Source organism: Variovorax sp. V35 (assembly GCF_041154465.1).
GTDB lineage: Bacteria > Pseudomonadota > Gammaproteobacteria > Burkholderiales > Burkholderiaceae_C > Variovorax > Variovorax boronicumulans.
In genome coordinates, this window is record NZ_AP028666.1 from 5,315,408 (window position 1) to 5,335,118 (window position 19,711).

The 19,711-nt window shown below is 68.4% G+C and carries 22 protein-coding genes and 2 pseudogenes; 11 read left to right on the plus strand and 13 right to left on the minus strand.

The window, feature by feature from the left end; all coding sequences use genetic code 11:
- Nucleotide 1: 1 nt before the first annotated feature.
- From ACAM42_RS24335 to ACAM42_RS24355, 5 genes are all read right to left on the minus strand, one after another.
- On the minus strand, nt 2-703 hold the full coding sequence (locus ACAM42_RS24335) for a 4'-phosphopantetheinyl transferase superfamily protein (protein ID WP_369629693.1): 702 nt from the start codon (nt 701-703) through the stop codon (nt 2-4).
- On the minus strand, nt 681-1,427 hold the full coding sequence (locus tag ACAM42_RS24340) for a thioesterase II family protein (protein ID WP_369629694.1): 747 nt from the start codon (nt 1,425-1,427) through the stop codon (nt 681-683). Before ACAM42_RS24340 ends, ACAM42_RS24335 begins: the two co-directional genes overlap by 23 nt.
- A 5-nt stretch (nt 1,428-1,432) precedes the next feature.
- Nucleotides 1,433-1,684, minus strand: a complete 252-nt coding sequence (locus ACAM42_RS24345) for an MbtH family NRPS accessory protein (protein ID WP_139706685.1) — start codon at nt 1,682-1,684, stop codon at nt 1,433-1,435.
- A 159-nt stretch (nt 1,685-1,843) separates the two neighbouring features.
- Nucleotides 1,844-2,089 (minus strand): FecR/PupR family sigma factor regulator, encoded by a 246-nt coding sequence (locus ACAM42_RS24350; RefSeq protein WP_369629695.1) that lies wholly within the window; start codon nt 2,087-2,089, stop codon nt 1,844-1,846.
- A gap of 39 nt (nt 2,090-2,128) precedes the next feature.
- The gene (locus tag ACAM42_RS24355; RefSeq protein WP_369629696.1) at nt 2,129-2,662 is read right to left on the minus strand and encodes a sigma-70 family RNA polymerase sigma factor; all 534 of its coding nucleotides are present in this window, start codon (nt 2,660-2,662) and stop codon (nt 2,129-2,131) included.
- A 175-nt stretch (nt 2,663-2,837) separates the two neighbouring features.
- On the opposite strand from ACAM42_RS24355, the gene ACAM42_RS24360 reads away from it, so the two are divergent.
- The 5 genes from ACAM42_RS24360 to ACAM42_RS24380 all read left to right on the plus strand — a co-directional run bounded on the left by ACAM42_RS24360 (nt 2,838) and on the right by ACAM42_RS24380 (nt 6,170).
- The gene (locus ACAM42_RS24360) at nt 2,838-3,686 is read left to right on the plus strand and encodes a plasmid replication/partition related protein (RefSeq protein WP_369629697.1); all 849 of its coding nucleotides are present in this window, start codon (nt 2,838-2,840) and stop codon (nt 3,684-3,686) included.
- 351 nt (nt 3,687-4,037) lie between these two features.
- Nucleotides 4,038-4,754: a hypothetical protein gene (locus ACAM42_RS24365; protein ID WP_095950834.1), complete on the plus strand. Its 717-nt coding sequence runs from the start codon at nt 4,038-4,040 to the stop codon at nt 4,752-4,754.
- Nucleotides 4,751-5,275 carry an ATP/GTP-binding protein gene (locus tag ACAM42_RS24370; protein WP_062469903.1) on the plus strand — a complete coding sequence of 175 codons (525 nt, stop codon included), beginning with the start codon at nt 4,751-4,753 and terminating at the stop codon, nt 5,273-5,275. The genes ACAM42_RS24365 and ACAM42_RS24370 overlap by 4 nt, the downstream gene beginning before the upstream one ends.
- Before the next feature lie 48 nt (nt 5,276-5,323).
- Entirely contained in the window at nt 5,324-5,707 is a 384-nt protein-coding gene (locus ACAM42_RS24375; RefSeq protein WP_062469906.1) for a hypothetical protein, read from the plus strand.
- 103 nt (nt 5,708-5,810) lie between these two features.
- A complete protein-coding gene (locus ACAM42_RS24380) occupies nt 5,811-6,170 on the plus strand; it encodes a hypothetical protein (protein WP_062469909.1) in 360 nt (119 codons plus the stop codon).
- Nucleotides 6,171-6,225: 55 nt separating this feature from the next.
- On the opposite strand, the gene ACAM42_RS24385 is transcribed toward ACAM42_RS24380, so the two are convergent.
- From ACAM42_RS24385 to ACAM42_RS24405, 5 genes and pseudogenes are all read right to left on the minus strand, one after another.
- Nucleotides 6,226-7,467 carry a dienelactone hydrolase family protein gene (locus ACAM42_RS24385; RefSeq protein ID WP_369629698.1) on the minus strand — a complete coding sequence of 414 codons (1,242 nt, stop codon included), beginning with the start codon at nt 7,465-7,467 and terminating at the stop codon, nt 6,226-6,228.
- 51 nt (nt 7,468-7,518) lie between these two features.
- Nucleotides 7,519-8,007, minus strand: a pseudogene (locus ACAM42_RS24390) (flavin reductase family protein); the annotation flags it as partial.
- Between the two features lie 30 nt (nt 8,008-8,037).
- Nucleotides 8,038-9,252, minus strand: a pseudogene (locus ACAM42_RS24395) (styrene monooxygenase/indole monooxygenase family protein); the annotation flags it as partial.
- Nucleotides 9,253-9,265: 13 nt separating this feature from the next.
- Entirely contained in the window at nt 9,266-10,513 is a 1,248-nt protein-coding gene (locus ACAM42_RS24400; RefSeq protein ID WP_369629699.1) for a styrene monooxygenase/indole monooxygenase family protein, read from the minus strand.
- 50 nt (nt 10,514-10,563) lie between these two features.
- Nucleotides 10,564-11,358, minus strand: a complete 795-nt coding sequence (locus ACAM42_RS24405; RefSeq protein ID WP_369629700.1) for an SDR family oxidoreductase — start codon at nt 11,356-11,358, stop codon at nt 10,564-10,566.
- Between the two features lie 184 nt (nt 11,359-11,542).
- On the opposite strand from ACAM42_RS24405, the gene ACAM42_RS24410 reads away from it, so the two are divergent.
- Nucleotides 11,543-12,553 carry an AraC family transcriptional regulator gene (locus ACAM42_RS24410; RefSeq protein WP_307637827.1) on the plus strand — a complete coding sequence of 337 codons (1,011 nt, stop codon included), beginning with the start codon at nt 11,543-11,545 and terminating at the stop codon, nt 12,551-12,553.
- Nucleotides 12,554-12,568: 15 nt separating this feature from the next.
- Here the strand turns inward: ACAM42_RS24410 and ACAM42_RS24415 are convergent, their stop codons facing one another.
- Entirely contained in the window at nt 12,569-13,378 is an 810-nt protein-coding gene (locus tag ACAM42_RS24415) for a siderophore-interacting protein (RefSeq protein ID WP_369629701.1), read from the minus strand.
- A 110-nt stretch (nt 13,379-13,488) separates the two neighbouring features.
- Here ACAM42_RS24415 and ACAM42_RS24420 point away from each other — a divergent pair, with 110 nt between their 5' ends.
- From ACAM42_RS24420 to ACAM42_RS24440, 5 genes are all read left to right on the plus strand, one after another.
- On the plus strand, nt 13,489-14,112 hold the full coding sequence (locus ACAM42_RS24420) for a TetR/AcrR family transcriptional regulator (RefSeq protein ID WP_369629702.1): 624 nt from the start codon (nt 13,489-13,491) through the stop codon (nt 14,110-14,112).
- Between the two features lie 419 nt (nt 14,113-14,531).
- The gene (locus tag ACAM42_RS24425) at nt 14,532-15,482 is read left to right on the plus strand and encodes a universal stress protein (RefSeq protein ID WP_369629703.1); all 951 of its coding nucleotides are present in this window, start codon (nt 14,532-14,534) and stop codon (nt 15,480-15,482) included.
- Entirely contained in the window at nt 15,472-15,987 is a 516-nt protein-coding gene (locus ACAM42_RS24430) for a hypothetical protein (RefSeq protein ID WP_354343854.1), read from the plus strand. The genes ACAM42_RS24425 and ACAM42_RS24430 overlap by 11 nt, the downstream gene beginning before the upstream one ends.
- A gap of 73 nt (nt 15,988-16,060) precedes the next feature.
- Nucleotides 16,061-16,324 carry a hypothetical protein gene (locus ACAM42_RS24435; protein ID WP_070062421.1) on the plus strand — a complete coding sequence of 88 codons (264 nt, stop codon included), beginning with the start codon at nt 16,061-16,063 and terminating at the stop codon, nt 16,322-16,324.
- Nucleotides 16,325-16,498: 174 nt separating this feature from the next.
- A complete protein-coding gene (locus tag ACAM42_RS24440) occupies nt 16,499-18,142 on the plus strand; it encodes an ATP-binding protein (protein ID WP_369629704.1) in 1,644 nt (547 codons plus the stop codon).
- 159 nt (nt 18,143-18,301) lie between these two features.
- Here ACAM42_RS24440 and ACAM42_RS24445 read toward each other — a convergent pair whose 3' ends face one another.
- Both ACAM42_RS24445 and ACAM42_RS24450 read right to left on the minus strand, forming a co-directional pair.
- Entirely contained in the window at nt 18,302-18,808 is a 507-nt protein-coding gene (locus tag ACAM42_RS24445) for a DUF4337 domain-containing protein (RefSeq protein WP_369629705.1), read from the minus strand.
- Nucleotides 18,809-19,172: 364 nt separating this feature from the next.
- Complete coding sequence (locus ACAM42_RS24450; protein ID WP_070062418.1) at nt 19,173-19,544, minus strand: hypothetical protein; 372 nt, start codon at nt 19,542-19,544, stop codon at nt 19,173-19,175.
- Nucleotides 19,545-19,711: the final 167 nt, after the last annotated feature.

The following is a 19,711-nucleotide window of genomic DNA, read 5'->3' on the forward strand; positions in this document are numbered from 1 at the left end:
TTCACAGGGGTTGTTCCTTGGTGTGCCAGGCCAGCGCGGCGGCGTAGCCCGGCGGCGCGGACAGCGCCATCGCTTCGATGCCGGCCCACGCGGGCACGGCGCAGTCGACGGCGAGCGCGCCATGGGCGTCGGGGTGGATGCCGACGCTTTGCAGGTGTTCGGCCATGCCGACGCCGGCGGCTTTCAACACAGCTTCCTTGCCGACCCAGCGTCGGTAGAAGGCGCGTGGCAGGTCGGCGTCGCTGCGGATCTCGCGCTGTTCGCGCGCGGTGAAGGCCATGGCGAGCAGCGCATCGGCGTCGGCCATGAGGTCGCGCGCGCAGGCTTCGATGTCGACGCCGACGCAGCGCACGCGCGCCGGGTCGGCCAGCGCGATGAGCGCGTGGTCGCCGGCGTGCGAGATGTTGAAGAGGGGCACGGCGTTGTCGCTGCCGGCTTCGACGAAGGGCTTGCCGTGTGCGTCAGTGCGCAGCGGCACGTCCGCTGGACGACAGGCAAGGCGCTGCGCGATCAGGCGGCGCACGGCGGCGCGGGTGTGGGCGAAGCGCACGCGGTCGGCGCGGCGAGCAAAGTGATTCGCGCGTGCGCGTTCGTCGGACGTGAGGTCGGCCCAGGCATCACCGTCCTCCGCCGCGAGGTCCAGGTCCAGGCGGTGCAACGCGATGCCCGGCGGCAACGGGTCATGCCAGGGCACGAGCCGCATCGACGCCTCCTGCCGCCATCACCGCCGGCGCGAGGTGCCGCGCCAGCGCGGCCAGCACGGAGGTCTCGTGCTGGCGGATGAAGAAGTGACCGCCCTCGAACCAATCGAGCGTGAAGCGCGCATGCGTGGTCTCGGCGGCCCAGGCCCGCATGCGCCACGGCGCGATGTCGTCCTGGCGGCCGGCCAGCACATGCAGCGGCACGGGCAGCGGCGCGGGGTCGGCGTGCACGAAGCTGCGGCACAGGCGGTAGTCGGCGCCGAGGGTGTCCAGCGTCATGCACAGCAGCTCGGGGCTGTCGAAGAGTTCGTCGGGCGTGCCGCCCTGCTTGCGCAGGTCGGCGATGAGGGCTGCGTCGTCGGTGATGTCGAGAAAGCGGTCAGGGTCGCGCTGCGACGGTGCAGCGCTGCCGGAGACGATCAGCGCATCCGGCAATGGCCGGTGCTGTTGCCGCTGGTGCTGCGCCATGCCCCAGGCCAGCAAGGCGCCCATGCTGTGGCCGAACAGCACGTAGCGACCTCGCAGCACGCCTTCATGCTCGGTGCACAGCTGCGCGACCATGCGGTCGAAGCTGTCGACGAAGCTTTCGCCCAGGCGCCCGCCGCGGCCCGGCAGCTCGACCGGCACGACCTCGATCCAGCGCGGCAGCGCACGCCGCCAGCGCAGGTACATGGTGGCGCTGGCGCCCGCGCAGGGCAGGCACAGCAGGGGCAGCGAGGCCTGCATGCGCGTCAGGCGGAGGCGTTGTCGGGTTGCTGCTGCGACTGCTGCGCGGCCATCCAGTCGCGCAGCGACTTGGGGCGCATGTCGGTCCACTGGGCTTCGACGTAGTCGAGCACGGTCTTCTTGTCGCCCTTGACGCCGTCGACGGCGGTCCAGCCGCCGGGCACGGCCTTCCAGTGCGGCCAGATGGAGTACTGCGCTTCGTGGTTGACGAGCACGATGAAGGTCTCGTCCTCGCGGTCGAAACAGCTGGTAGACATGGGCGGTCCTCTTGGTAAGTGCAATGACGGGCAGGGTTTGCCCTTGCGATACAAGACGCGCCGCGAGGCCGGGTGTTTAGTCCCGCATGCATCCAGACCGTGCACGGCTGCGCCGCGGCGAGGGCCGCTGCAGGAGCTGCGAAAAAAAGAGGGAGCGGGCTAGCGGGCCGCGTCTTCGGCGTCCGGCGACGGGACGTCGTGCGCAGGCGGCACCAGGCCGACGAGCAGCCAGAGGCGGCCTGCCTCGTCGTAGGCCTGGCGATGGGCAGGATCGGCGGCGAGCCATTGCGCGAGCTCGGCGCTCGCGGCGGCGTCGAGGGCGCCTTCGCCGGCGTCCTGGCGGCGAACCCACGCCCAGGCGGTCTGCCAGGTGGGGTCGCTTTGCGTGTCGTTGGGACTGCTCATCGGCGGCCATCGTAGCGCCGATGCGGTGCGTCGGAAAAATCAGCCGGCTTGCACGAGGTAGCGGCAGCTTTCGAGTGCGGCGTCGGCGTCCTTGATCATGAAGTTCACGAGCGTGGCGGAGCAGCCCAGGCGCGTGGCGATCTCGCGCTGGGTCAGGCCACTGAGACGGTTGAGTTCGAACGCGAGGCGGGTGCGTGGCGGTAGAGCCTCGAGCACGCGGTCGATGGCCACCAGCGCCTGCCGGCCGCCGAGCACGCGGTCGGGTGCGTCGTTGCTGCTGGGCGGGCTCACGAGTTCGACGTCGTCGCAGTAGGTGCGGTAGCTGGCCTCCACGGAATGGTGGCGGTGGTAGTCGACCGCCACGTTGCGCACCACCTGGCAGCAGTAACCGAGCGGCTTGCGGACATCGCGCACCGAAGCGCCGTCGGCGAGCTTCAGATAGGCGTCCTGCAGCACTTCGTCCGCGAGGTCAGCGGTGCGGACGATCTTTTGCGCGACGCGCTGGAGCTGGGCACGGTTCGCGATGAAGACCTCCCCCAGCGTGGGCGCGGACGGGGAAAGCGACAGATCCATGGGTACTCCTGAAGTGTTCAAGGGCAAAGATGCAAATAAGAACTATTACCATTTGATGACGCAAGAAGGCCCTGTTTTTCCCGGTGGCGCCTTCTCGTCTCTCTCCCTGTCTAGACGTTCGAGCGGCCGAAACCGAGACACCTAAAATTCCGCCCCTTACATCGCACCCGTACCCATGAACATCGTCGTCAACGAAGAACTCAAAGCCTATATCGATCCCTTGACGCCGGAGGAGTACGAAGCCCTCGAACGCAGCATCCTCACCGAAGGCTGCCGCGACGCGCTGGTGCTGTGGGGCGACGTGCTGGTGGACGGCCACAACCGCTACGGCATCTGCCAGAAGCACGGCCTGCCCTTTCAGACCGTGCAGAACACGCGTTTCAAGACGCTGCAGGACGTGCACCTGTGGATGATCGACCAGCACCTGGGCCGCCGCAGCATCTCGGACTACCTGCGCGGCGTGCTGGCGCTGCGCAAGAAGGACATCGTGGACGAGCGCCGCGCCCGCAGCAGCGCCGCCACACCGACCACCCCGACCACGGCGGACGATCCGCCCTTCGACGTCGACGACGCGCCCGCTTCGACCTCCGCTCCCGCTTCCGACGAGGCCCTACCGCCGCCCGTGCCGCTGAACAGCCGCGAGGCCATCGCCCGCGCCGCGCGCCTGAGCAGCAGCCAGGTCGTGATGATCGAGAAGATCCAGAAGCAGGCTGCGCCCGAACTGGTGGCGGCCGTGAAGTCAGGCGTGATCTCGATCAACACGGCCGCGGCCGTCGCGTCCCTGCCCGCCGAAGAGCAGGTGTCGGCCGCCAACGCCGGCAAGGATGAGCTGAAGCAGGCCGCCAAGCGCGTGCGCGAGGCCAAGCGCAAGCCGCGCGAAGCCGCGCCCGAAACCGAAGAAGGCGCCGAACCGGCGGCGCTCGACGCCGTGCAGCAACTGCAACAGCGCGTGGCCGAACTCACGGCCGAGAACGCCGACCTGCGCCGGCAAGTGGCCGAGCTGCAGGCCCAGCTGGCGCACTGACGCCCCGGCGGGCGCCCTTCTCCCCGCCAGCCGCTTTCCCCGCCCCTCCCTGAAACCTCGCGTGCCGCGCTGCGGCCCGCGAGGCTTTGTCGCGTCCGCGACCCACTGAAAACAGTTGTTCGTAATCTTGTGTTTTTATTTGCAACAAGTGTTATATTTTTGACGCCACCTCCAAACAAACACTTTAGTTCTCCCAGCCAGCGTTGCGATCGGCGTCTCCGTCCAACTTCTTACAGTGAGTGCTTAAGTTGCAAAAAGAACGGCGATGCCGCCTCCAATCGGTGTTTTCGATGCGGTTGAACGCAACATCCCACAGCGGCCGGCCGATGGGCACGGTGGTGCGGAGGCTGCATGACGGCCGTTAACACCGTTCCCAAAAGTCAACGCGCCCTGCTGAGCTACAGCGTCGAAGGGCTGCCGCACCGCGAAGAAGTGCTGCTCAAGTCGCTGATCCGGCTGCTCGACCACCGCACGCACCAGAACTGGTCGTGGAAGGCCGAACAGGCCGACCTGCGGGTCGTCGGCGACCAGGTCGCCCTCGCAGCCGCCTCGCCCCAACCGGCGGTGCCCACGCTGACCGTTGCCCATGCCGACCCGCAGCGCGGCCCTTTCCTGGCCCTGCCGCTGCACACCGATGCGCTGGAAGTGGCGCTCAACCGCCTGGGCGCGATGGTGGTCCACGCCCGTGGCCTGGGGCTGGCCATGACTGAGGTGCCGATCGGCGAGCACGAAGAGTTCCGCATGCTGCGCTGGCCGCCCGCGGCCGTGCTCGAGGCGCCGATCCGCCTGCGCCTGGCCACGCTGATGTCCAACCGGCCGGCGTCGGTGCTGTCGCTGCAGCAGCGCTCGCCCGCCACGCGCCAGGAGTGCGCGGACTTCCTGGCCGACCTGCAGCGCGCCGGCCTGCTCGAACGCGCCGCCAGTCCCGGCGTTCTTGTGGCCGCCTCGGCCCCCGACAGCGTCTTCCCCGACAGCCGCTTCCCGGCACCCGCCCGCGACACCGTGCAGCCCGGCCTGCTCGCACGCATCAGGAACCGACTCGGCTTGCTGCCGTCAGGCCCTCAATGACCGTAGAACACAAGATCCTCTTCACCGGCACCATGGGCGCCGGCAAAACCACGGCCATCGCCGGCGTGAGCGAGATCCCGCCCGTGAGCACCGACGTGCGCAACAGCGACACCTCGGTCGCCAAGGCCACCACCACGGTCGGCCTGGACTACGGCGAACTCACGCTCGACAACGGCGAGAAGCTGCGCCTGTACGGCACGCCCGGCCAGATGCGCTTCGACTTCATGTGGCGCATCCTGGGGCGCGGCGCGCTCGGCGTGGTGATCCTGGTGGACAACAGCCGCCCCGATCCGCTGGCCGACCTCGACATCTACCTGGACGGCTTTGCCGAACTCATCGCGCAGACCGCCTGCGTGGTGGCCGTGGGCCGCATGGAAACGCACCCGAGCCCCGGCATCGACGCCTACGCCCGGCGCATGGAGGCCAAGGGCGTCGTGTGCCCGGTGCTGCCGGCCAACGTCACCGATGCGCAGCAGGTCGTGCAGCTGCTGGAACTGCTTCTGCTCCAGCTCGAGGTCTGAACGCAGGACGCCCTCTCTTTTTCTCCTTTTCCTTCCATTCAGGCAGCAATGAACATCACTCCAAGAATCAGGCTTGCAGCGGAATCGGCCATCGACACCCTGATGCGGGAAATCAAGGGCGTGAAGGCCGTGGTGATCTCGACCGAAGACGGCCTGGAGCTGGCCGCGCGCGTCGAGAACACCGCGCAGGTCGCGCGCCTGTCGGCCATTGCCAGTTCGCTGGCCGCGCTGGGCGCCGTGGCCGGCGAGGAAAGCCAGCTGGGCCATTGCGACAACGTGGCGATCGAGGCCACGCACGGCCACATCCTGATGCTGCAGGCGCGGCACCCCGAGATGACGCTGATCGTGAGCGTGGTCACCAGCCGCGAAGCCATCATCGGCCAGGTCCTCTACTTCGCGAAACAGGCGACGCAGCTGCTGCAACACGCCTGACGCCGGGCGTCGGCGCACCACACCCATTCGACACCGGCAGCCACCCATCCCCTTCGCCCGGGTGGCCGCCGACTTTCAGGGGCGAGGACTAGGAAAGATTTCGATGGCAAATATCAAGCAATCCATGGACGACCTGATGACCTGCGACGGCGCCCTGTGCGCGGCGCTGGTCGATTCGAGCAGCGGCATGATCCTGGGCCAGATCGGCTCGGGCGTCGATCTCGAGGTGGCCGCCGCCGGCAACACCGAAGTGGTCCGCGCCAAGCTGCGCACCATGCGCGACCTCGGCCTGAACGACAACATCGAAGACATGCTGATCACGCTCGGCAAGCAGTACCACATCATCCGCCCGATGCAGAAGAAGGAAGGCCTGTTCGTCTACCTGGTGCTGGACAAGACCAAGTCGAACCTGGCCATGGCGCGCCGCAAGACGCTCGACGTCGAACAAGGCATGACGGTCTGAGACGCCCGCCGCGTCCCGCGCGGCGGCTGCGCCGCGCGGACGCCTCAGGTTCGCATCAAGCGCGCGTCAGCAGCGTGTTCGACGGCAGCGTCTCGTCGAGCAGCTTGCGCGCCGTTTCCACGCCCGCCACCGGCAGCAGCGCCGCGTCGAGCAGGCCCACCTGCACCAGCACGCTCGCCTGGTCCCAGTAGATGTGCTCGTGGTAGAGCTTGTCGCCGCGGAACTTGATCACCGCGAGCAGCGGAATCTCCACGCGCTTTCCGGTGGGCGCCACGCCGGGCAGCATCCACGGGATCTCGGTGGTGTGGGTGAAACAGAACAGCATCTCGTCGACCACCTGCGTCGCGCCCACGGTGCGCGAGATCGGCACCAGCGAGGTGTCGGGCGGGTTGCTGTTGACGAAGTGGTTCGTATAGAACGCGTGCAGGTTCTTGTAGCCTACGCCACCGGTCATGGTCGGGATGTGGTTGACGTAGGGCTCGGCCACCATGGTGCCCATGGTGTCGTCGACATTGCGCGTGCCGAACTCGTACTCGCAGTGCTTGTCCCACAGCGCGGCCAGGTCGTAGTTCGGGCCGATGGCCGACTTCAGCGCGGCCACGCTGCGCTCGTGCGCCATGAGCGCCGAGGCACGGTGGAAGTGCTCGCCGCCCACGCGCGCGAAGGCGTGGTCGACGCCGGGGTACACATGCACCTCGACGTTCGGCCGGCCGCGCAGCGTCTGCACGATGCGGTCGCGCGCCTCGGGCGGGCAGAAGCCGTCGAGTTCGGCCACGTGCAGCGCCAGCTTGCAGCGGATGCGGTCGGCCTCGTCGAGCGCGGCGTCGATGCCCACGCCGTAGTAGCCCACCGCCACGTCCGCGTCGGTGCGGCAGGCCGCCAGGTAGGCGAGCTTCCCGCCCAGGCAGAAGCCGAGCACGCCGACCTTGCCGCCGGGCACTTCGGGGCGCTGGCGCAGCGCGGTGATGGCGGCCTGCATGTCCTGCATGCCGAGCGCTTCGTCGAAGCCCTGGTACAGCGCGAAGGCACGCTGCCAGTCCTCGGGCGTGTAGCCCAGCTGCACGTCGGGCTGCTGGCGCCAGAACAGGTCGGGCACGAGCACCACGTAGCCTTCCTCGGCGTAGTAGTCGGCCACGTCACGCATGGTCTTGTTGACGCCGAAGATTTCCTGCGCAAGCACCAGGCCCGGGCCGGTGCCGCCGCGCGGCAGGGCCAGGTAGGCGCCGAAGCTGCCGCTGCCGTCGGCGGCCTGGATGCGGATGTCTTGCGACGAGGAGGTGGATGCCTTGTTCTGCATGGGTGTGTGACTCCGTTCAATGCTCAAAGGTGGACGTGGGGAACCAGGGGCTCACTGTACGCATTCCGGATGGCGCGTCGTGACCTGGTAGTAGCCCGAGTGAAAAACCAGCGGCTCGCCGTCGAAGCGCTCGTAGCCTTCGACCTCGCCGATGAAGATCAGGTGGTCGCCGCCGTCGTACTGCCGCACGTTGCGGCACACGAAGCGCGCGAGCACGCCGTTGAGCAGCGGCACGCCGGCCGTGCCTTCGCAGCAATCGACGCCGCCGAACTTGTCGGCCTGCGGCGTCGAGAACTGGCGCGACAGGTGGTGCTGCGGCGCGGCCAGCACGTTGATCGCGAAGTGGCTCGCGCCGGTGAAGTCGGCCACGCTGGGCGCCTGCCGCGCCAGGCTCCACAGCACCAGCGGCGGATCGAGCGACACCGACGAGAACGAGTTGGCCGTCATGCCCACGCGGCGGCCGTCGAGCGCGCGCGTGGTGATCACGGTGACGCCGGTGCTGAACTGGCCGAGCGCCTTGCGGAAGTCGCGCCGGTCGAAGCGATCGACCGCGGCCTCGCGCGCCTTCGCTTCGAGAAAACGGTCGGCCTCGGCCGCGTCGAACCACCAGGGCGCGAAGTTGCGCGGGTCGTCGAAACCGTTGACCACCGCGCTCGCCACGGCCGGCCTGTGCGTGGCGCTCTGCAGCAGCTTCTGCAGGTGCGGCGCGGGCGGCGTGAGCAGGCTGTGCGTCCAGTCGGTGGCCCAGCGGGCGTAGCCCTCCCAGTAGCGGTCGAAGGTCTGCTGCATCCACGCGGCATCGAAAGGTGCGTCGCCGTGCTCGAGGATGCGCTTGAGGTAGATGTCGGCCGCCTTGGCCGCGTTGTTCGAGCCCTGCCCCGTGATCGGGTCGTTGAGCACGACGGCATCGGCGAGCCCCAGCACCTGGCGGCCCGAAGGCAGCGTGGCGACCGGGTGGCGCACCACGGGCGTGACGCGGCCACGCAGCACGCCGTGGTCGTCGGTGAGCTCGATGTGTTCGCAGCGCTCGGCCTCCCAGGGCAGGAAGGTTTCGAGAATCTGCTTGCTGCGCGCCAGGTGCTCCTGCGGCGTCTTCACGTCGTCCCAGCAATCCATCGGGCCACCGGGCACGCCCTCGAACACCATGATCTCGCACGGGCCGCTGGTGGTCAGTGCCGGGAACACGAAGTACTCGCCGACACCCGGAATGAGGTTGAAGCTCACGGCCGCGAACGGTTCGCGCGGGCGCATGCCCTTCACGTAGGTCAGTGCCAGCGCGCGCTGCGGCGCGTCGAAGGGCGAGCGCGCGTCATCGCGCGGGAACAGCGCCGAGATCTCGCCTTTGCCGCTCGCGACGACCACGAGGTCGTGCGTGCGCGCGCAGTCTTCCAGCGTGTCGAGGTCGGCGTCCTCGTGCACGAGGCGACCGCCGCGCGCTTCGAACAGCTGCATCCATGCCGAGATCTTCAGGCGCTGGTCGACCGACTGCGCGGGGCCGTCGAGCCTGGCCTCCCACGCGATGGCGCGCTGGCCCTCGGGGCTGCGCACCGACATGCCGATGCCCTCGACCACCGGGCAGGTGTCGGCCCAGCTGTCGAGCCCCAGTTCGCGCTCGGTCTGCAGCGCGGTCTCGAACATGCACTGGCTGGACATCACCGGCCCGTCGAAGATCTCCTGCGCCGTGCGGTTCGCATACACCGTCACGGCGTACCCTTTCGCCCGCAGGCCCAGTGCGAGCTGCATGCCGGACTGGCCGGCGCCGACGATGGCCACGCGTCGTGTCATGCGCTGGCTCCGCCTACGCAGCCGCCGCGGCAGCCGCGCAGGTGTCAAGGTAGCGGTCGGCCTCCTGCGGGTCGGCGAACCACGGGAAGAAGGTGCGCGGATCGTCGAAGCCGTTGGCGATGGCGCTGGCCATCGGCGCCACGGCGCCCGCGCTGCCGAGCAGCTTGAGCACGTGCGGCGGCGGCGGTGCGAGCAGCATGTTGGTCCAGCGCGTGACCCACTGCGCGTAGCCGAACCAGTAGCGGTCGAAGGTCTGCTGCATCCACGGCGCATCGGCCGCGCCCTCGCCGCGCGCCAGGATGCTTTTCAGGTAGGTGTCGGCGCACTTGGCCGCATTGTTCGAGCCCTGCCCGGTGATCGGGTCGTTGAGCACCACCACGTCGGCCAGGCCGAGCACCTTGCGGCCCGAAGGCAGCGTGGCGATCGGCTTGCGCACGGTGGGCGCGAAGCGGCCGGCGAGGATGCCGTTGTCGTCGGTGAGTTCGATGTCGGCGCAGCGCTCGGCCTCCCAGGGCGTGAAGGTGTCGAGGATCCACTTGCTGCGCGCCAGGTGCTCCTGCGGCGTCTTCACGTCGGCCCAGCAGTCCATCGGGCCGCCGGGCACGCCTTCGAACACCATGATCTCGCACGGGCCCGTGGTGGTGAGCGCCGGGAACACGAAGTACTCGCCCACGCCCGGAATCAGGTTGAAGCACACGGCCGAGTACGGCGTGCGCGGGCGCATGCCCTTCACGTAGGTGAGCGCGAGTGCGCGCTGCGGCTGGTCGTAGGTCGACTTGGCGGCGTCGCGCTCGAAGAGCTTGGAGATCTCGCCCTTGCCGCTGGCCACCAGCGTGAGATCGTGGCTGCGGGTGCAGGCCTCGAGGTCGTCGATGCCGGCGTCCTTGAAGACCAGCTCGCCGCCCTTCTGCTGGAACAGCGCCATCCACGCCGGCACCTTCACGCGCTGGTCGACCGACTGCGCGCTGGAGTTCAGCCGCGCCGCCCATTCGATGGCCTTGGCGCCCTTCTGCTCGGGGTGCGGCACGGCGAAGCCGATGCCATCGACCGTGGGGCAGTCGCTGGCCCAATGGTCGAGCCCGAGGTCGCGCTCGACCTGCAGTGCGGTGTGGAACATGCACTGGCTCGACATGACCTTGCCGTGGCGGATGTCGTCCGCCGTGCGGTTGCTGTACATGGTGACCTCGTAGCCTGCGTCCAGCAGACCGAGTCCCAGTTGCAGGCCCGACTGGCCCGCGCCGACGATGGCGATTCGCTTCATGGCTTGCTCCTTCTTTCGTTGTCTCGTGGGGGTGTTGTTGTGGATGCCGATCAGGGTTCCATCAGGCGGGGAATGGCCGGCACGGCCTGCTCCGGGCCCATGGCGGAGTAGCCGCCGTCCACCGCGTAGTCGGCGCCGGTGACGAAGCTCGCGTGCTCGGAGCACAGGAACAGCACCACCTGCGCCACCTCGTCGGGATCGCCGACGCGCCCCAGCAGGTGGTAGGGCGCGGCCACGCGGTCGGTGCGCGCGCGGTCGCCGCCCGTGAGCTGGTCCATCACCGCCGACCAGGTCCAGCCCGGCGAGACGCTGTTCACGCGGATGCGGTCGGGTGCGAGGTCCATCGCCATGTTGCGCGTGAGCTGCGCCATCGCGGCCTTGCTCACGGGGTAGAGCCAGCGCCCGGTCTGGGCCACGCGCGAGGAGATGCTGGTGAAGTTGACCACCGCCCCGCCGCCCGCCGCGACCATGTGCGGGTGCGCCGCCTGCAGCATGGCCACGGCGCTGGCCACGTTCACGTTGAACGAGGTGAGCCAGTCGGCACGCGGCGACTTGAAGCCGTCGTCCACGTACGAACACGCCAGGTTCACCAGAAAGTGCACGCCGCCGTGGCGGGCCGCGGCCTCGTCGACGCAGGCTTTCACCTGCGCGTCGTCGGTGATGTCGGTGCGCACGAAGCGCACCCCGGCGCCCAGCGCGTCGGCCAGCGGCTGACCCTTGTCGGCGTCGATGTCGGCGATGACCACCTTCACGCCCGCGGCGTGAAAGGCGCGCACCACGCCGGCGCCTATCAATGTCGAACCACCCGTGACGATGGCGCTTTTGCCTTCGAGACCTTTGAACATGACGCTTGCTCTCCTCGGTTGAATCGCCGGTTCGGCGAATGGGCCAAAGGTAGAACGCAAGGCCTCGCCGGCCGATCCGGAAAACGCAGGCGCTGTCCCTGCCGCGCAGGTTTTTTCGGGGGGTCCAAGGGACGGCCCGAATTGTGGGCTGGAAGGCTTTTTGCTACGGTCTGCCCGCTTCCCTATGGAAACCGCCACCGCCCCACGACTGCCGCTGCAGCGTTACCGTTTGTTCGAGAGCCACGACATGGACGAGGCGCGCGAGAGCGTGGCCCGCGTGTTCTGCCCCCACGGCCTCACGATGCTGCGCCCGCGCACCGAACTGGACGCCTGCCACCACAGCGCGCGGCTGCACCGCGACGTGAGCCTCAATTACGTGCAGTACGGCCCCGGCGTGCAGATCGACCCGGGCTACCTGCAAGACTTCTTCCTGTTGCAGATTCCGTTGCGCGGCGGCGCCGACATCCGCTGCGGCGGCCAGCAGGTCGACGCCACGCCGCGCGTCGCCTCGCTGCCCTCGCCCACCGAATTGCTGTCGATGCGCTGGGCCGACGACAGCCCGCACCTGATCGTGCGCATCGCGCGCGCGGCGCTGCTGTCGCGGCTCGAGGCGCTGCTGCAGGCGCCGGTGCGACAGCACCTGGTGTTCGACCTCGGCGTGCCGCTGGACAACCCCGCGCTCGCGCCGCTGGTGCACTTCATCGACTACCTGCGGCTCACGCTCGATGCCGGCAATGCGCTGCAAGGCGGCGGGCGCCTGGCCGAGCATGCCGAGGAGTACCTGATGTCGAGCCTGCTGATGTCGGCGGGCCACAACCACTCGCGCGCCTTGGCCGGCGACGCGCAGCGCCACCTGCTGCCGCGCGCGGTGCGCAAGGCACAGGAGTTCATGGCCGCGCACGCCGAGCAGCCGCTGTCGCTGGCCGACGTGTGCCGCGAGGCCGGCTGCAGCGCGCGCGCCCTGCAGATCGCGTTCCGCCAGCATGCGGGCCAGGGACCGATGGAGTTCCTGCGCGAGCTGCGGCTGGACCGCGTCCGCGCCGAGCTGCAGGCCGCGTCCACGCAGACAGGCGTGCGCGACGTGGCGGAGAAATACGGCTTCCTTCACCTGGGCCATTTCGCGGCCCAGTACCGCGCGCGCTTCGGCGAGCGGCCTTCGGACACCCGCACGCGCCACGCACCGGCGGAACACTGACCCGGCGCGTCGGGCTCAGGCCCGGTCGCGGTGATCGGCTTCGCCGTGCTTCCAGTAGCCCTTGGCGGTCAGGCGCGTGCGCGCCAGGCCCTGGTCGTTCAGGAAATGGGCGCGCAACGTGCGCACCACGCCCGACTCGCCCGCCAGCCAGATGTAACCCGGCCCCGCCGGCTGCGGCCGGTGCATCAGCTGTTGTTGAAGCGCCAGCCCCGGCTCGGCCGGATCGCCGGTGAGCCAGCAGGTGCGCAACACAGCCTGGCTGCGGATCTCCTGCACATCGGCCGCCGTGGGCACTTCGACATAGGTCTTGAGGCGGATCTCCGGCCCGAGGCTCGCGGCAATCGACTGGATCGCAGGCAGCGCGGTCGCGTCGCCGGCCAGCATCACCCAGCGCGCGTCGTCCGGGAGCCCGAAACCGCCGTCGCGCGGCCCGGCGAAGCCGATGCGTTCGCCCGGCTGCGCCCGTGCCGCCCAGGCCGAAGCGGGGCCTTCGTGGCCGCTGTCGCCGTGCAGCACGAAGTCCAGCTCGAGCGTGGCGGCGACGCGGTCGATGCGGCGAAGGGTGTAGGCCCGCCCTTCGCCGCCGGGCACGAACACCTTCACCCAGGCGCCGGGTTGGTCGGCCGCCGCGTGGCGCAAGAAGGCGGCGACGTCCGGGCCGCCGAGGGTGATGCGGCGCATGTGCGGCGTCACGAGGCGGCACTGGAGGACATGGGCTTCCAGCCGCGTGCCCCGTTCGGGCGGGACCGCGGCGATCGGCTGCAGGAGCGGGAAGGCGGAAGGCAACGCACGCGGCGCGTGGGCCTCGGAGGCATTGGCTGTCATGGTGTGTGTATCGATTCGGATGTTGCGAACTCTTGAATGCGAGCATTTGCTCGGCTCTTCTTAGAATACGAGCCTTCACTCGCATTGAAAACTCGCATTCGAACCGCCCGATGAAATCCCTTCCCCAGCCAAGAAAGGCGCCGCGCCAGGCGCGCTCCCAGCAGATGGTCGAGGTCATTCTGGAAGCCACGGCTCGCGTTCTGGGAGAGCGCGGCTATGCCGGCACCAACACCAACGTGGTGGCCGAACGCGCCGGCGTGAGCGTGGGTTCGCTCTACCAGTACTTCCCGAACAAGGACGCGCTGATCACGGCGCTGCACGAGCGGCACGCGGGGCAGATGTACGCGGTGATCGACGAGGTGCTGGCCGCCTCGCGTGCGCGCAGCCTGCGCGGGCGCGTGCAGGCCATGGTGCGCGCGCTGCTCGCGGCGCATGCGCTCTACCCGGCGCTGCATCGCGTGCTCGAAAAGGAGTTTCCCTTCTTCGACACGCCGCGCGAAGAAAGCCCGGCCGACCACGACATCTTCCGGCGCGTGCGCCAGCTGCTGGACGAGCACCGCCCCGAGCTCGCGCCGCGCAACCTCGACCTCGCCACCTGGGTGGTGCTGCAGATCATGGAGACGCTGGTGCACGCGGCCGTCATCGAACCGCCCGCGCAGTTCGAGCCGGCCGCGCTCGAGGCCTCGATCGTCGATGCGCTCATGGGCTATCTCTGCGGCCCGGCCGGGCGCTAAACAGTGGGATCTCATGCGTGAACCTCCAGGAAGACAGGGACAGACACGGAAACACGTCCCCTCCTGCGCATGACAAATGAAAAGGAAAAATGGGAAGCCCAACCGCGCACGCCCTGCACCGCGCGGCTCCAATCTGGCAAAGGTTGTGCGGGTACTGAACGGATTCAGCCGCATCCGGCCTAGACTCCCCCGCATGAACGCCCAGCCCTTCCTCCACACCTTGACGTCCCGCCCCGGCGGTTGCACGCCTGCGTGGGCGCGGGTGACAGCGGCGGCCCAGCAGACGCCCGCACATTCCTGAGCCCGGCGGTCCGCCTCTTTCCCCCTCTCTCTTTTCAGCGCAAACCATCGACCGCCGGGCACCTGCCCCGCGCGGCTGCGCCCCCGTCATCCGGGGTCGCGTTCGACTGGAGTGCGTCATGCATCATCATCAGGTTCAGCGGGAGCACGCCCTTCCCGGAGGCGGCGTCGCATCCAGCACGCCGTCCTTTCAATCCATCCTCGCCGTCACCGACCTGACGGCGCGCGGCAACCGCGCGGTCGAACGCGCCGCACTGCTCGCGGCCGAGCACGGCGCGCTGCTGAAGCTCGTGTACGCGCCCGCGGACCTGGCGCCGCTCGCGCACGCCGAGGCGGCGACCGCGCTCGCGGGGCTGGCCCGCGCCATGGCCTCGCGCTTCGATGTGCTGGTCAAGCAGGTCGCGGGGCCTGGCGGCGGTCTCGCGCAGATCGTGGACGAGGCGCGCTACATCGACCTCGTGGTGCTGAGCCACGAACGCGACCGCTCGCCTGCCGCCTTCTTCACCGGCCAACCCGTGGAGCGCCTGTTGCGGCAGCTGCGCTGCCCGGTGCTCGTGACGCGGCTCGACACGCGCCTGCGCTACAGCCGCATCCTCGTGGCCGTCGACTTCACGCCCGCCTCGCGCGAGCTCGTGAGCCTGGCCCACGGGCTGGACCCCGACGCCGCGCTGGAGCTGTTCCACGCGCTCAACACGATGCACGAGAGCAAGCTGCGCTACGCCGAAGTGTCCGAACACGCCATCAAGACCTACCGCCACGACAGCATGCGACAGGCGCGCGAGCGGCTGTTCTCGCTCACCGACTCGTCCAGCGCGCGGCGCAACCGCGTGCTCTCGGCCATCGGCCGCGGCGACCCGGCGCGGCAGGCGACAGTGCAGCAGCAGCATGCGCGCGCCGAGCTGCTGGTGGTCGGCAAGCGCCGCGCCCATCCGCTGGCCGACTTCCTGTTCGGCAGCGTGGCGCAGCGCGTGCTGTGCTGGGCCACGGGCGACGTGCTGGTCGTGCCCGCGGACCGCCGCGCCGACACCCCGTCGCTCGTCATTTCGAGGAAGCTGCAAGATGTTCGCTGAAGACCCCCTCACCAAGTACCCGCTGCGCCAGTCGCTGCTGCCCGGCGCCGAAGGCCTGGCCGTCTTCGCCCAGCGCGGGCCGGTCGACTGGCTTTCGCGCCCCGACCAGTACGTGTTCATCTGCGAAGGACGCGGCGGCCGGATCTATGCGGCGAACGAGGCCGCGCTCGAAGAGGCCCAGCAGCTGATCCGGGACGCGCACGGCGACCAGGTCGTCTCGCGCGAACCCGAGATCCACACCTTCGTCGATCCCGCACTCGACGCCGTGGTCGAGCCGATCATGTTCCTGCGCCTGAAGAGCCCGCGCGCCTACGCCACCGTGCTGCGCGACGAGCTCGACCGGCGCCGCGCGGACGTGAAGGAAGAAGACCTGCAGCGCCACGACGTCGTGATCCGCGCCGAGGTGCGGCTGGCCGACCTCATGGGCTATGCGAAGGCGGCGTTGGCGATGTCGAACGGCTCGGCGGTGATCTGGAACTGGCTGCTGCGCTACGGGATGGCCTGAGGCTGCGGCCGGGCGCTTCCCCCTCCCACAAACCCGGTAGTCGGATTGCGTGCAGCGCGGCTAGATTCGCGGCATGGCCGACAACCCGCTGTTCCTCTTCTTCACGATGACCGAGAAATTCTCGGACCACCTGAGCGCGACCGGCGCCTATCCGGAAAAGTTCGTGCTGAACCTTGCGCAGCACGACACCTACCTGCGCGACGTGGCGCTCTTCAACGCGGGCCGCCAGCGCCCCCTGGACCCAGCCTTGCACATGGGCATCCGCATCGAGATCGATGCGGCCTCGCCGGGCGTGATGGTGGCCTCCGACGGCACGCAGGTCCTGCTGCTGGGGTAGCGCTGCGCTGCGCTTGAATTTCCGTAGCCAGCAAGGGCGCGAACCGGTCAATGACCGGACAGGGCGCCCGATCAAAACCGGCGCACCGCCAGGCAAAGGCGGCTGACGAGATCCTCCGCAGAATCGGACTCCCCTCGGAGCGACGCGCATCGCCAAGCGTCGATCGAAGTCCAAATGAATCTGAATCTGGGAACTGCTGCGTTCTTCACGGCGCTGGCGGAGTTTGTCCTTGCCGCCGGCATGCTGGCGCTATGGGCGAAGGGACGCGCGCGCTATCTGCTGGTCTGGGGCGTCGGCTTCCTTGTCTTCGGCATCGGCGCCTTGCTGCTCATCCTGCGGGACAGGATCCCCGACTTCTTCTCCATCCTCCTCGGGAATTTCCTCACGACACTGAGTTCGGTCCTGTTCTACGTGGGCATCTGCCTGTTCTTCGATCGGCGCCGCGCGTGGCTGCCCTGGATGGCGGGGGTACTGGCCGTGGAAGTGGCCTTGCTGGCCTGCTTCTCCTATGTCACGTACGACACCTCGGCGCGTGTCTACGTGTACGGCGCGGCCCAGTCGGTGATCGCCCTGATGACCCTCCAGGCCCTGTGCACGATGGGTCGCGGGCGCGGGGGAAACAGCAACCCCGAAGTGCTCGTCGTCGCCTTGCTGGCGTTGCTGGTCCATGGTGCACGCCTGGTCGGCACGCCCTTCTTTCCCGTGCCACAGGATTTTCTGGCGTCGGGCAATTTCCAGACCCTGCTGGCCTTCGGCTTGAAGTTGACCCACATCGGCTACGCACTGGCGTTCGGCAACATGCACGCCGCTGCCTTGCATGCCGATCTGCGCGCGGCCCTCGCCCACATCGAGGCCAAGGCCCATCAGAAAGTCGAGATCCTGGGCTACATCGGCCACGACTTGCGCGCACCGCTTGCGACGATCGGCGGATACGCGTCTCTCCTGCTCGCCGATGCGCACGACACGCAGCGCAAGCATCTGCTGACCATCCAGCGCAGCGTCAAGTACCAGCTCCACCTGATCGACGAACTGCTGGAGTACGCCAAGGCAGAGCTGCAACCGCTGATGGTCCACCCCGTCACCACCGACCTGCCGCGCCTGCTGGACGACATTTCCGACTACGCCGTCGCCCTGTGCGCGCAGCGGAACAACCGCTTTCGCTACCGCCCTTCCGAGCGAATGCCGCGGCAGATCGGCCTGGACGGAAAGCGCATGCAGCAGGTGCTGCTGAACCTGCTGTCCAACGCCGCCAAGTTCACGCGCGACGGCGTGGTGACCTTGTCGGTCACGGCCCGGCCCGAGGGGCGCGCCTGTGTCTTGAGCTTCGCGGTCAGTGACACCGGGATCGGCATCGACATGAGCCGCAACATCGACATCTTCGGCGCCTTCCAGCAGATGCACCCCGCGAGCGGCAGCACGGGACTGGGCCTGTTCATCGCGCAGCGCATCGTCTCGGCCATGGGCGGAACGCTGAGCGTGGCCAGCGTGGCCGGTCAGGGTGCGACGTTCTCCTTCACGCTGTCGGTGCCGGTCGATGCCTCCGACGCGGACTGGCCCGTCGTCGCGCAGCGGGAGACAGCGCCTGGCGAAGCATCACCGACGCCCGCGATGCCCCGACATGCCATGCCGGAGGATCGTGCCCTGGACGAACTTGCCAGCCTGGCGCTTCAGGGTCGCGTCACGGACATCGAGCACTGGATCGAACGCCACGCCGACCAAGCCGCCTACGCGCCGTTCCTGGCTCTGCTTGCCGACCTGCTGGAGCGGTTGGACCTGCGCGGGATTCACGCGCTGGTGAATCGCCCCGCCAAGTCCTAGTGTGGTGTCCCGCAAATAGCTGCGCAAAATGAAATCGATGCGTTTCGCGTCAGGGCAAGGCGCAAACCGCAGCGATACCCGTAGGTATCGCGAGGATTTGCAACGCCGCCCTGGCGTGAAAGGCGCGATTTCATGCGCAGTTATTTGTGGGACACCACACTAGATGTGCAGTGCCGCCAGTGCGCCGATCGCCACGCCCGCGACGGCCACGCCGTACATGGCGCGCTCCAGCCATTTCTTCCGGGTGAGCAGCGCAATGGCCGCCAGCGCGATGGAGACCTGCAGCACGGTGGTGGCCTGCGCCCAACGATGGTGCTGGTGCATCTGCGTCTCGGATTGCGCGTCCCAGCGGCTGGCCTCGTCCTCCAGCTTCTTGGCGGCGGCCTGGATCTCGGTCTTCTCCTGCTCGTAGCGAGTGACCTTCACCTGCCAGCCCTGGCGACGGCCGTCGTCGGTGGCGGTGTCGCGTGCGAACTCCGCCAGCGCCTGCTTGGTGCTCTTCGACTGGAAGTAATTCCACTGGTTGGAGGCCTCGGTCTTCTTGATGGCCGCGTTGTTCTTGTAGAGGCCGGCGTTGGCCTGCGTGGCCCCGCCCATGTACGCGAAGATCGCGCCCGCCGTCGCAATGGCCGCGGTGCTCACCGCAATCTTTCCTGTCGTGCTCATGCCCTTGCCTTGAGAGGCGGCACCGTCATGGCCGTGGCCGTGACCGCCGGAGGCGGCATGTTCGAGTTCGTGATCGTGCGGACCATGCACGTGAAAGCCGTGTCCTGACATGAAGTTCTTCTAGGCGTTGTTGTTGGAAATCTGGAGGGCGCGCGAGTATGCCCGGACTTCATGCGTCGATGACTCGGGGAAAGTCCTGTCGGCTCTGCGGGTGCGCAGGGCTCGCAGGCAACCACCGTGAGCGCGTGGCTGCGCTCCGGAAACGTGCTGCGCTCAGGTCAACCGCGCGTGCGTGCGAGCCGGGCCTGGCAGCAGATCACTGATGCCAGGCCCGGCAGATTCGCAGGGATCGACGTTCCCGATGTCAGTCGCGATCCTCGTAGTAGCGACGGTGCTGCTCGCGCTCCCACTGCCGACGACGCCATTCACGGCGCTCTGCGCGGCGTTCCTCCCAGCGTTGCGCGCGACGTTCTTCCCAACGGGATTCAGGCTCGTAGTAGACAGGTGCCGGGGCGGAGTAGACCGGCTGTGCGGGCTGGTAGTAGGTCGGGGCTGGCCTCGAATAGACAGGCGCCGGCTCGTAGTAGACCGGTGCGGGCTCGCTCACGACCACGCCAGGCAGGTTGACGCCAATGGACCAACTGGTGGCCGCACTGGCCGATGCAGCGGTGAACAAGGCTGCGGCAGCAACGAGACCTGCGAAACCCAGCTTGAGAGTGGCTCGGGGGAAAGTCATTTCATCTCCTGGAGGGCGAGAAATAGCCCTGATGCACAACCAACGCCTGGCCTTGCGGCGCCGCGTACATAGCCACGGTGAAGAACGTTCCCAAATGTCACGCTGCCAGCTGGTCGAGGTGGGGTTGGTCGGAATCCCTGGAACAAGTGCCCATCCGCGCCCAAGCC

What these genes read in the sequence shown, in the direction of transcription:
- ACAM42_RS24405 (WP_369629700.1), bottom strand. Translation starts at nt 11,358, where the DNA reads ATGTTCAAAGGTCTCGAAGGCAAAAGCGCCATCGTCACGGGTGGTTCG.
- ACAM42_RS24370 (WP_062469903.1), top strand. Translation starts at nt 4,751, where the DNA reads ATGACCGTAGAACACAAGATCCTCTTCACCGGCACCATGGGCGCCGGC.
- ACAM42_RS24385 (WP_369629698.1), bottom strand. Translation starts at nt 7,467, where the DNA reads ATGCAGAACAAGGCATCCACCTCCTCGTCGCAAGACATCCGCATCCAG.
- ACAM42_RS24380 (WP_062469909.1), top strand. Translation starts at nt 5,811, where the DNA reads ATGGCAAATATCAAGCAATCCATGGACGACCTGATGACCTGCGACGGC.
- ACAM42_RS24335 (WP_369629693.1), bottom strand. Translation starts at nt 703, where the DNA reads ATGCGGCTCGTGCCCTGGCATGACCCGTTGCCGCCGGGCATCGCGTTG.
- ACAM42_RS24410 (WP_307637827.1), top strand. Translation starts at nt 11,543, where the DNA reads ATGGAAACCGCCACCGCCCCACGACTGCCGCTGCAGCGTTACCGTTTG.
- ACAM42_RS24350 (WP_369629695.1), bottom strand. Translation starts at nt 2,089, where the DNA reads ATGAGCAGTCCCAACGACACGCAAAGCGACCCCACCTGGCAGACCGCC.
- ACAM42_RS24425 (WP_369629703.1), top strand. Translation starts at nt 14,532, where the DNA reads ATGCATCATCATCAGGTTCAGCGGGAGCACGCCCTTCCCGGAGGCGGC.
- ACAM42_RS24400 (WP_369629699.1), bottom strand. Translation starts at nt 10,513, where the DNA reads ATGAAGCGAATCGCCATCGTCGGCGCGGGCCAGTCGGGCCTGCAACTG.
- ACAM42_RS24445 (WP_369629705.1), bottom strand. Translation starts at nt 18,808, where the DNA reads ATGAGCACGACAGGAAAGATTGCGGTGAGCACCGCGGCCATTGCGACG.
- ACAM42_RS24450 (WP_070062418.1), bottom strand. Translation starts at nt 19,544, where the DNA reads ATGACTTTCCCCCGAGCCACTCTCAAGCTGGGTTTCGCAGGTCTCGTT.
- ACAM42_RS24420 (WP_369629702.1), top strand. Translation starts at nt 13,489, where the DNA reads ATGAAATCCCTTCCCCAGCCAAGAAAGGCGCCGCGCCAGGCGCGCTCC.
- ACAM42_RS24415 (WP_369629701.1), bottom strand. Translation starts at nt 13,378, where the DNA reads ATGACAGCCAATGCCTCCGAGGCCCACGCGCCGCGTGCGTTGCCTTCC.
- ACAM42_RS24375 (WP_062469906.1), top strand. Translation starts at nt 5,324, where the DNA reads ATGAACATCACTCCAAGAATCAGGCTTGCAGCGGAATCGGCCATCGAC.
- ACAM42_RS24360 (WP_369629697.1), top strand. Translation starts at nt 2,838, where the DNA reads ATGAACATCGTCGTCAACGAAGAACTCAAAGCCTATATCGATCCCTTG.
- ACAM42_RS24345 (WP_139706685.1), bottom strand. Translation starts at nt 1,684, where the DNA reads ATGTCTACCAGCTGTTTCGACCGCGAGGACGAGACCTTCATCGTGCTC.
- ACAM42_RS24355 (WP_369629696.1), bottom strand. Translation starts at nt 2,662, where the DNA reads ATGGATCTGTCGCTTTCCCCGTCCGCGCCCACGCTGGGGGAGGTCTTC.
- ACAM42_RS24435 (WP_070062421.1), top strand. Translation starts at nt 16,061, where the DNA reads ATGGCCGACAACCCGCTGTTCCTCTTCTTCACGATGACCGAGAAATTC.
- ACAM42_RS24440 (WP_369629704.1), top strand. Translation starts at nt 16,499, where the DNA reads ATGAATCTGAATCTGGGAACTGCTGCGTTCTTCACGGCGCTGGCGGAG.
- ACAM42_RS24365 (WP_095950834.1), top strand. Translation starts at nt 4,038, where the DNA reads ATGACGGCCGTTAACACCGTTCCCAAAAGTCAACGCGCCCTGCTGAGC.
- ACAM42_RS24430 (WP_354343854.1), top strand. Translation starts at nt 15,472, where the DNA reads ATGTTCGCTGAAGACCCCCTCACCAAGTACCCGCTGCGCCAGTCGCTG.
- ACAM42_RS24340 (WP_369629694.1), bottom strand. Translation starts at nt 1,427, where the DNA reads ATGCAGGCCTCGCTGCCCCTGCTGTGCCTGCCCTGCGCGGGCGCCAGC.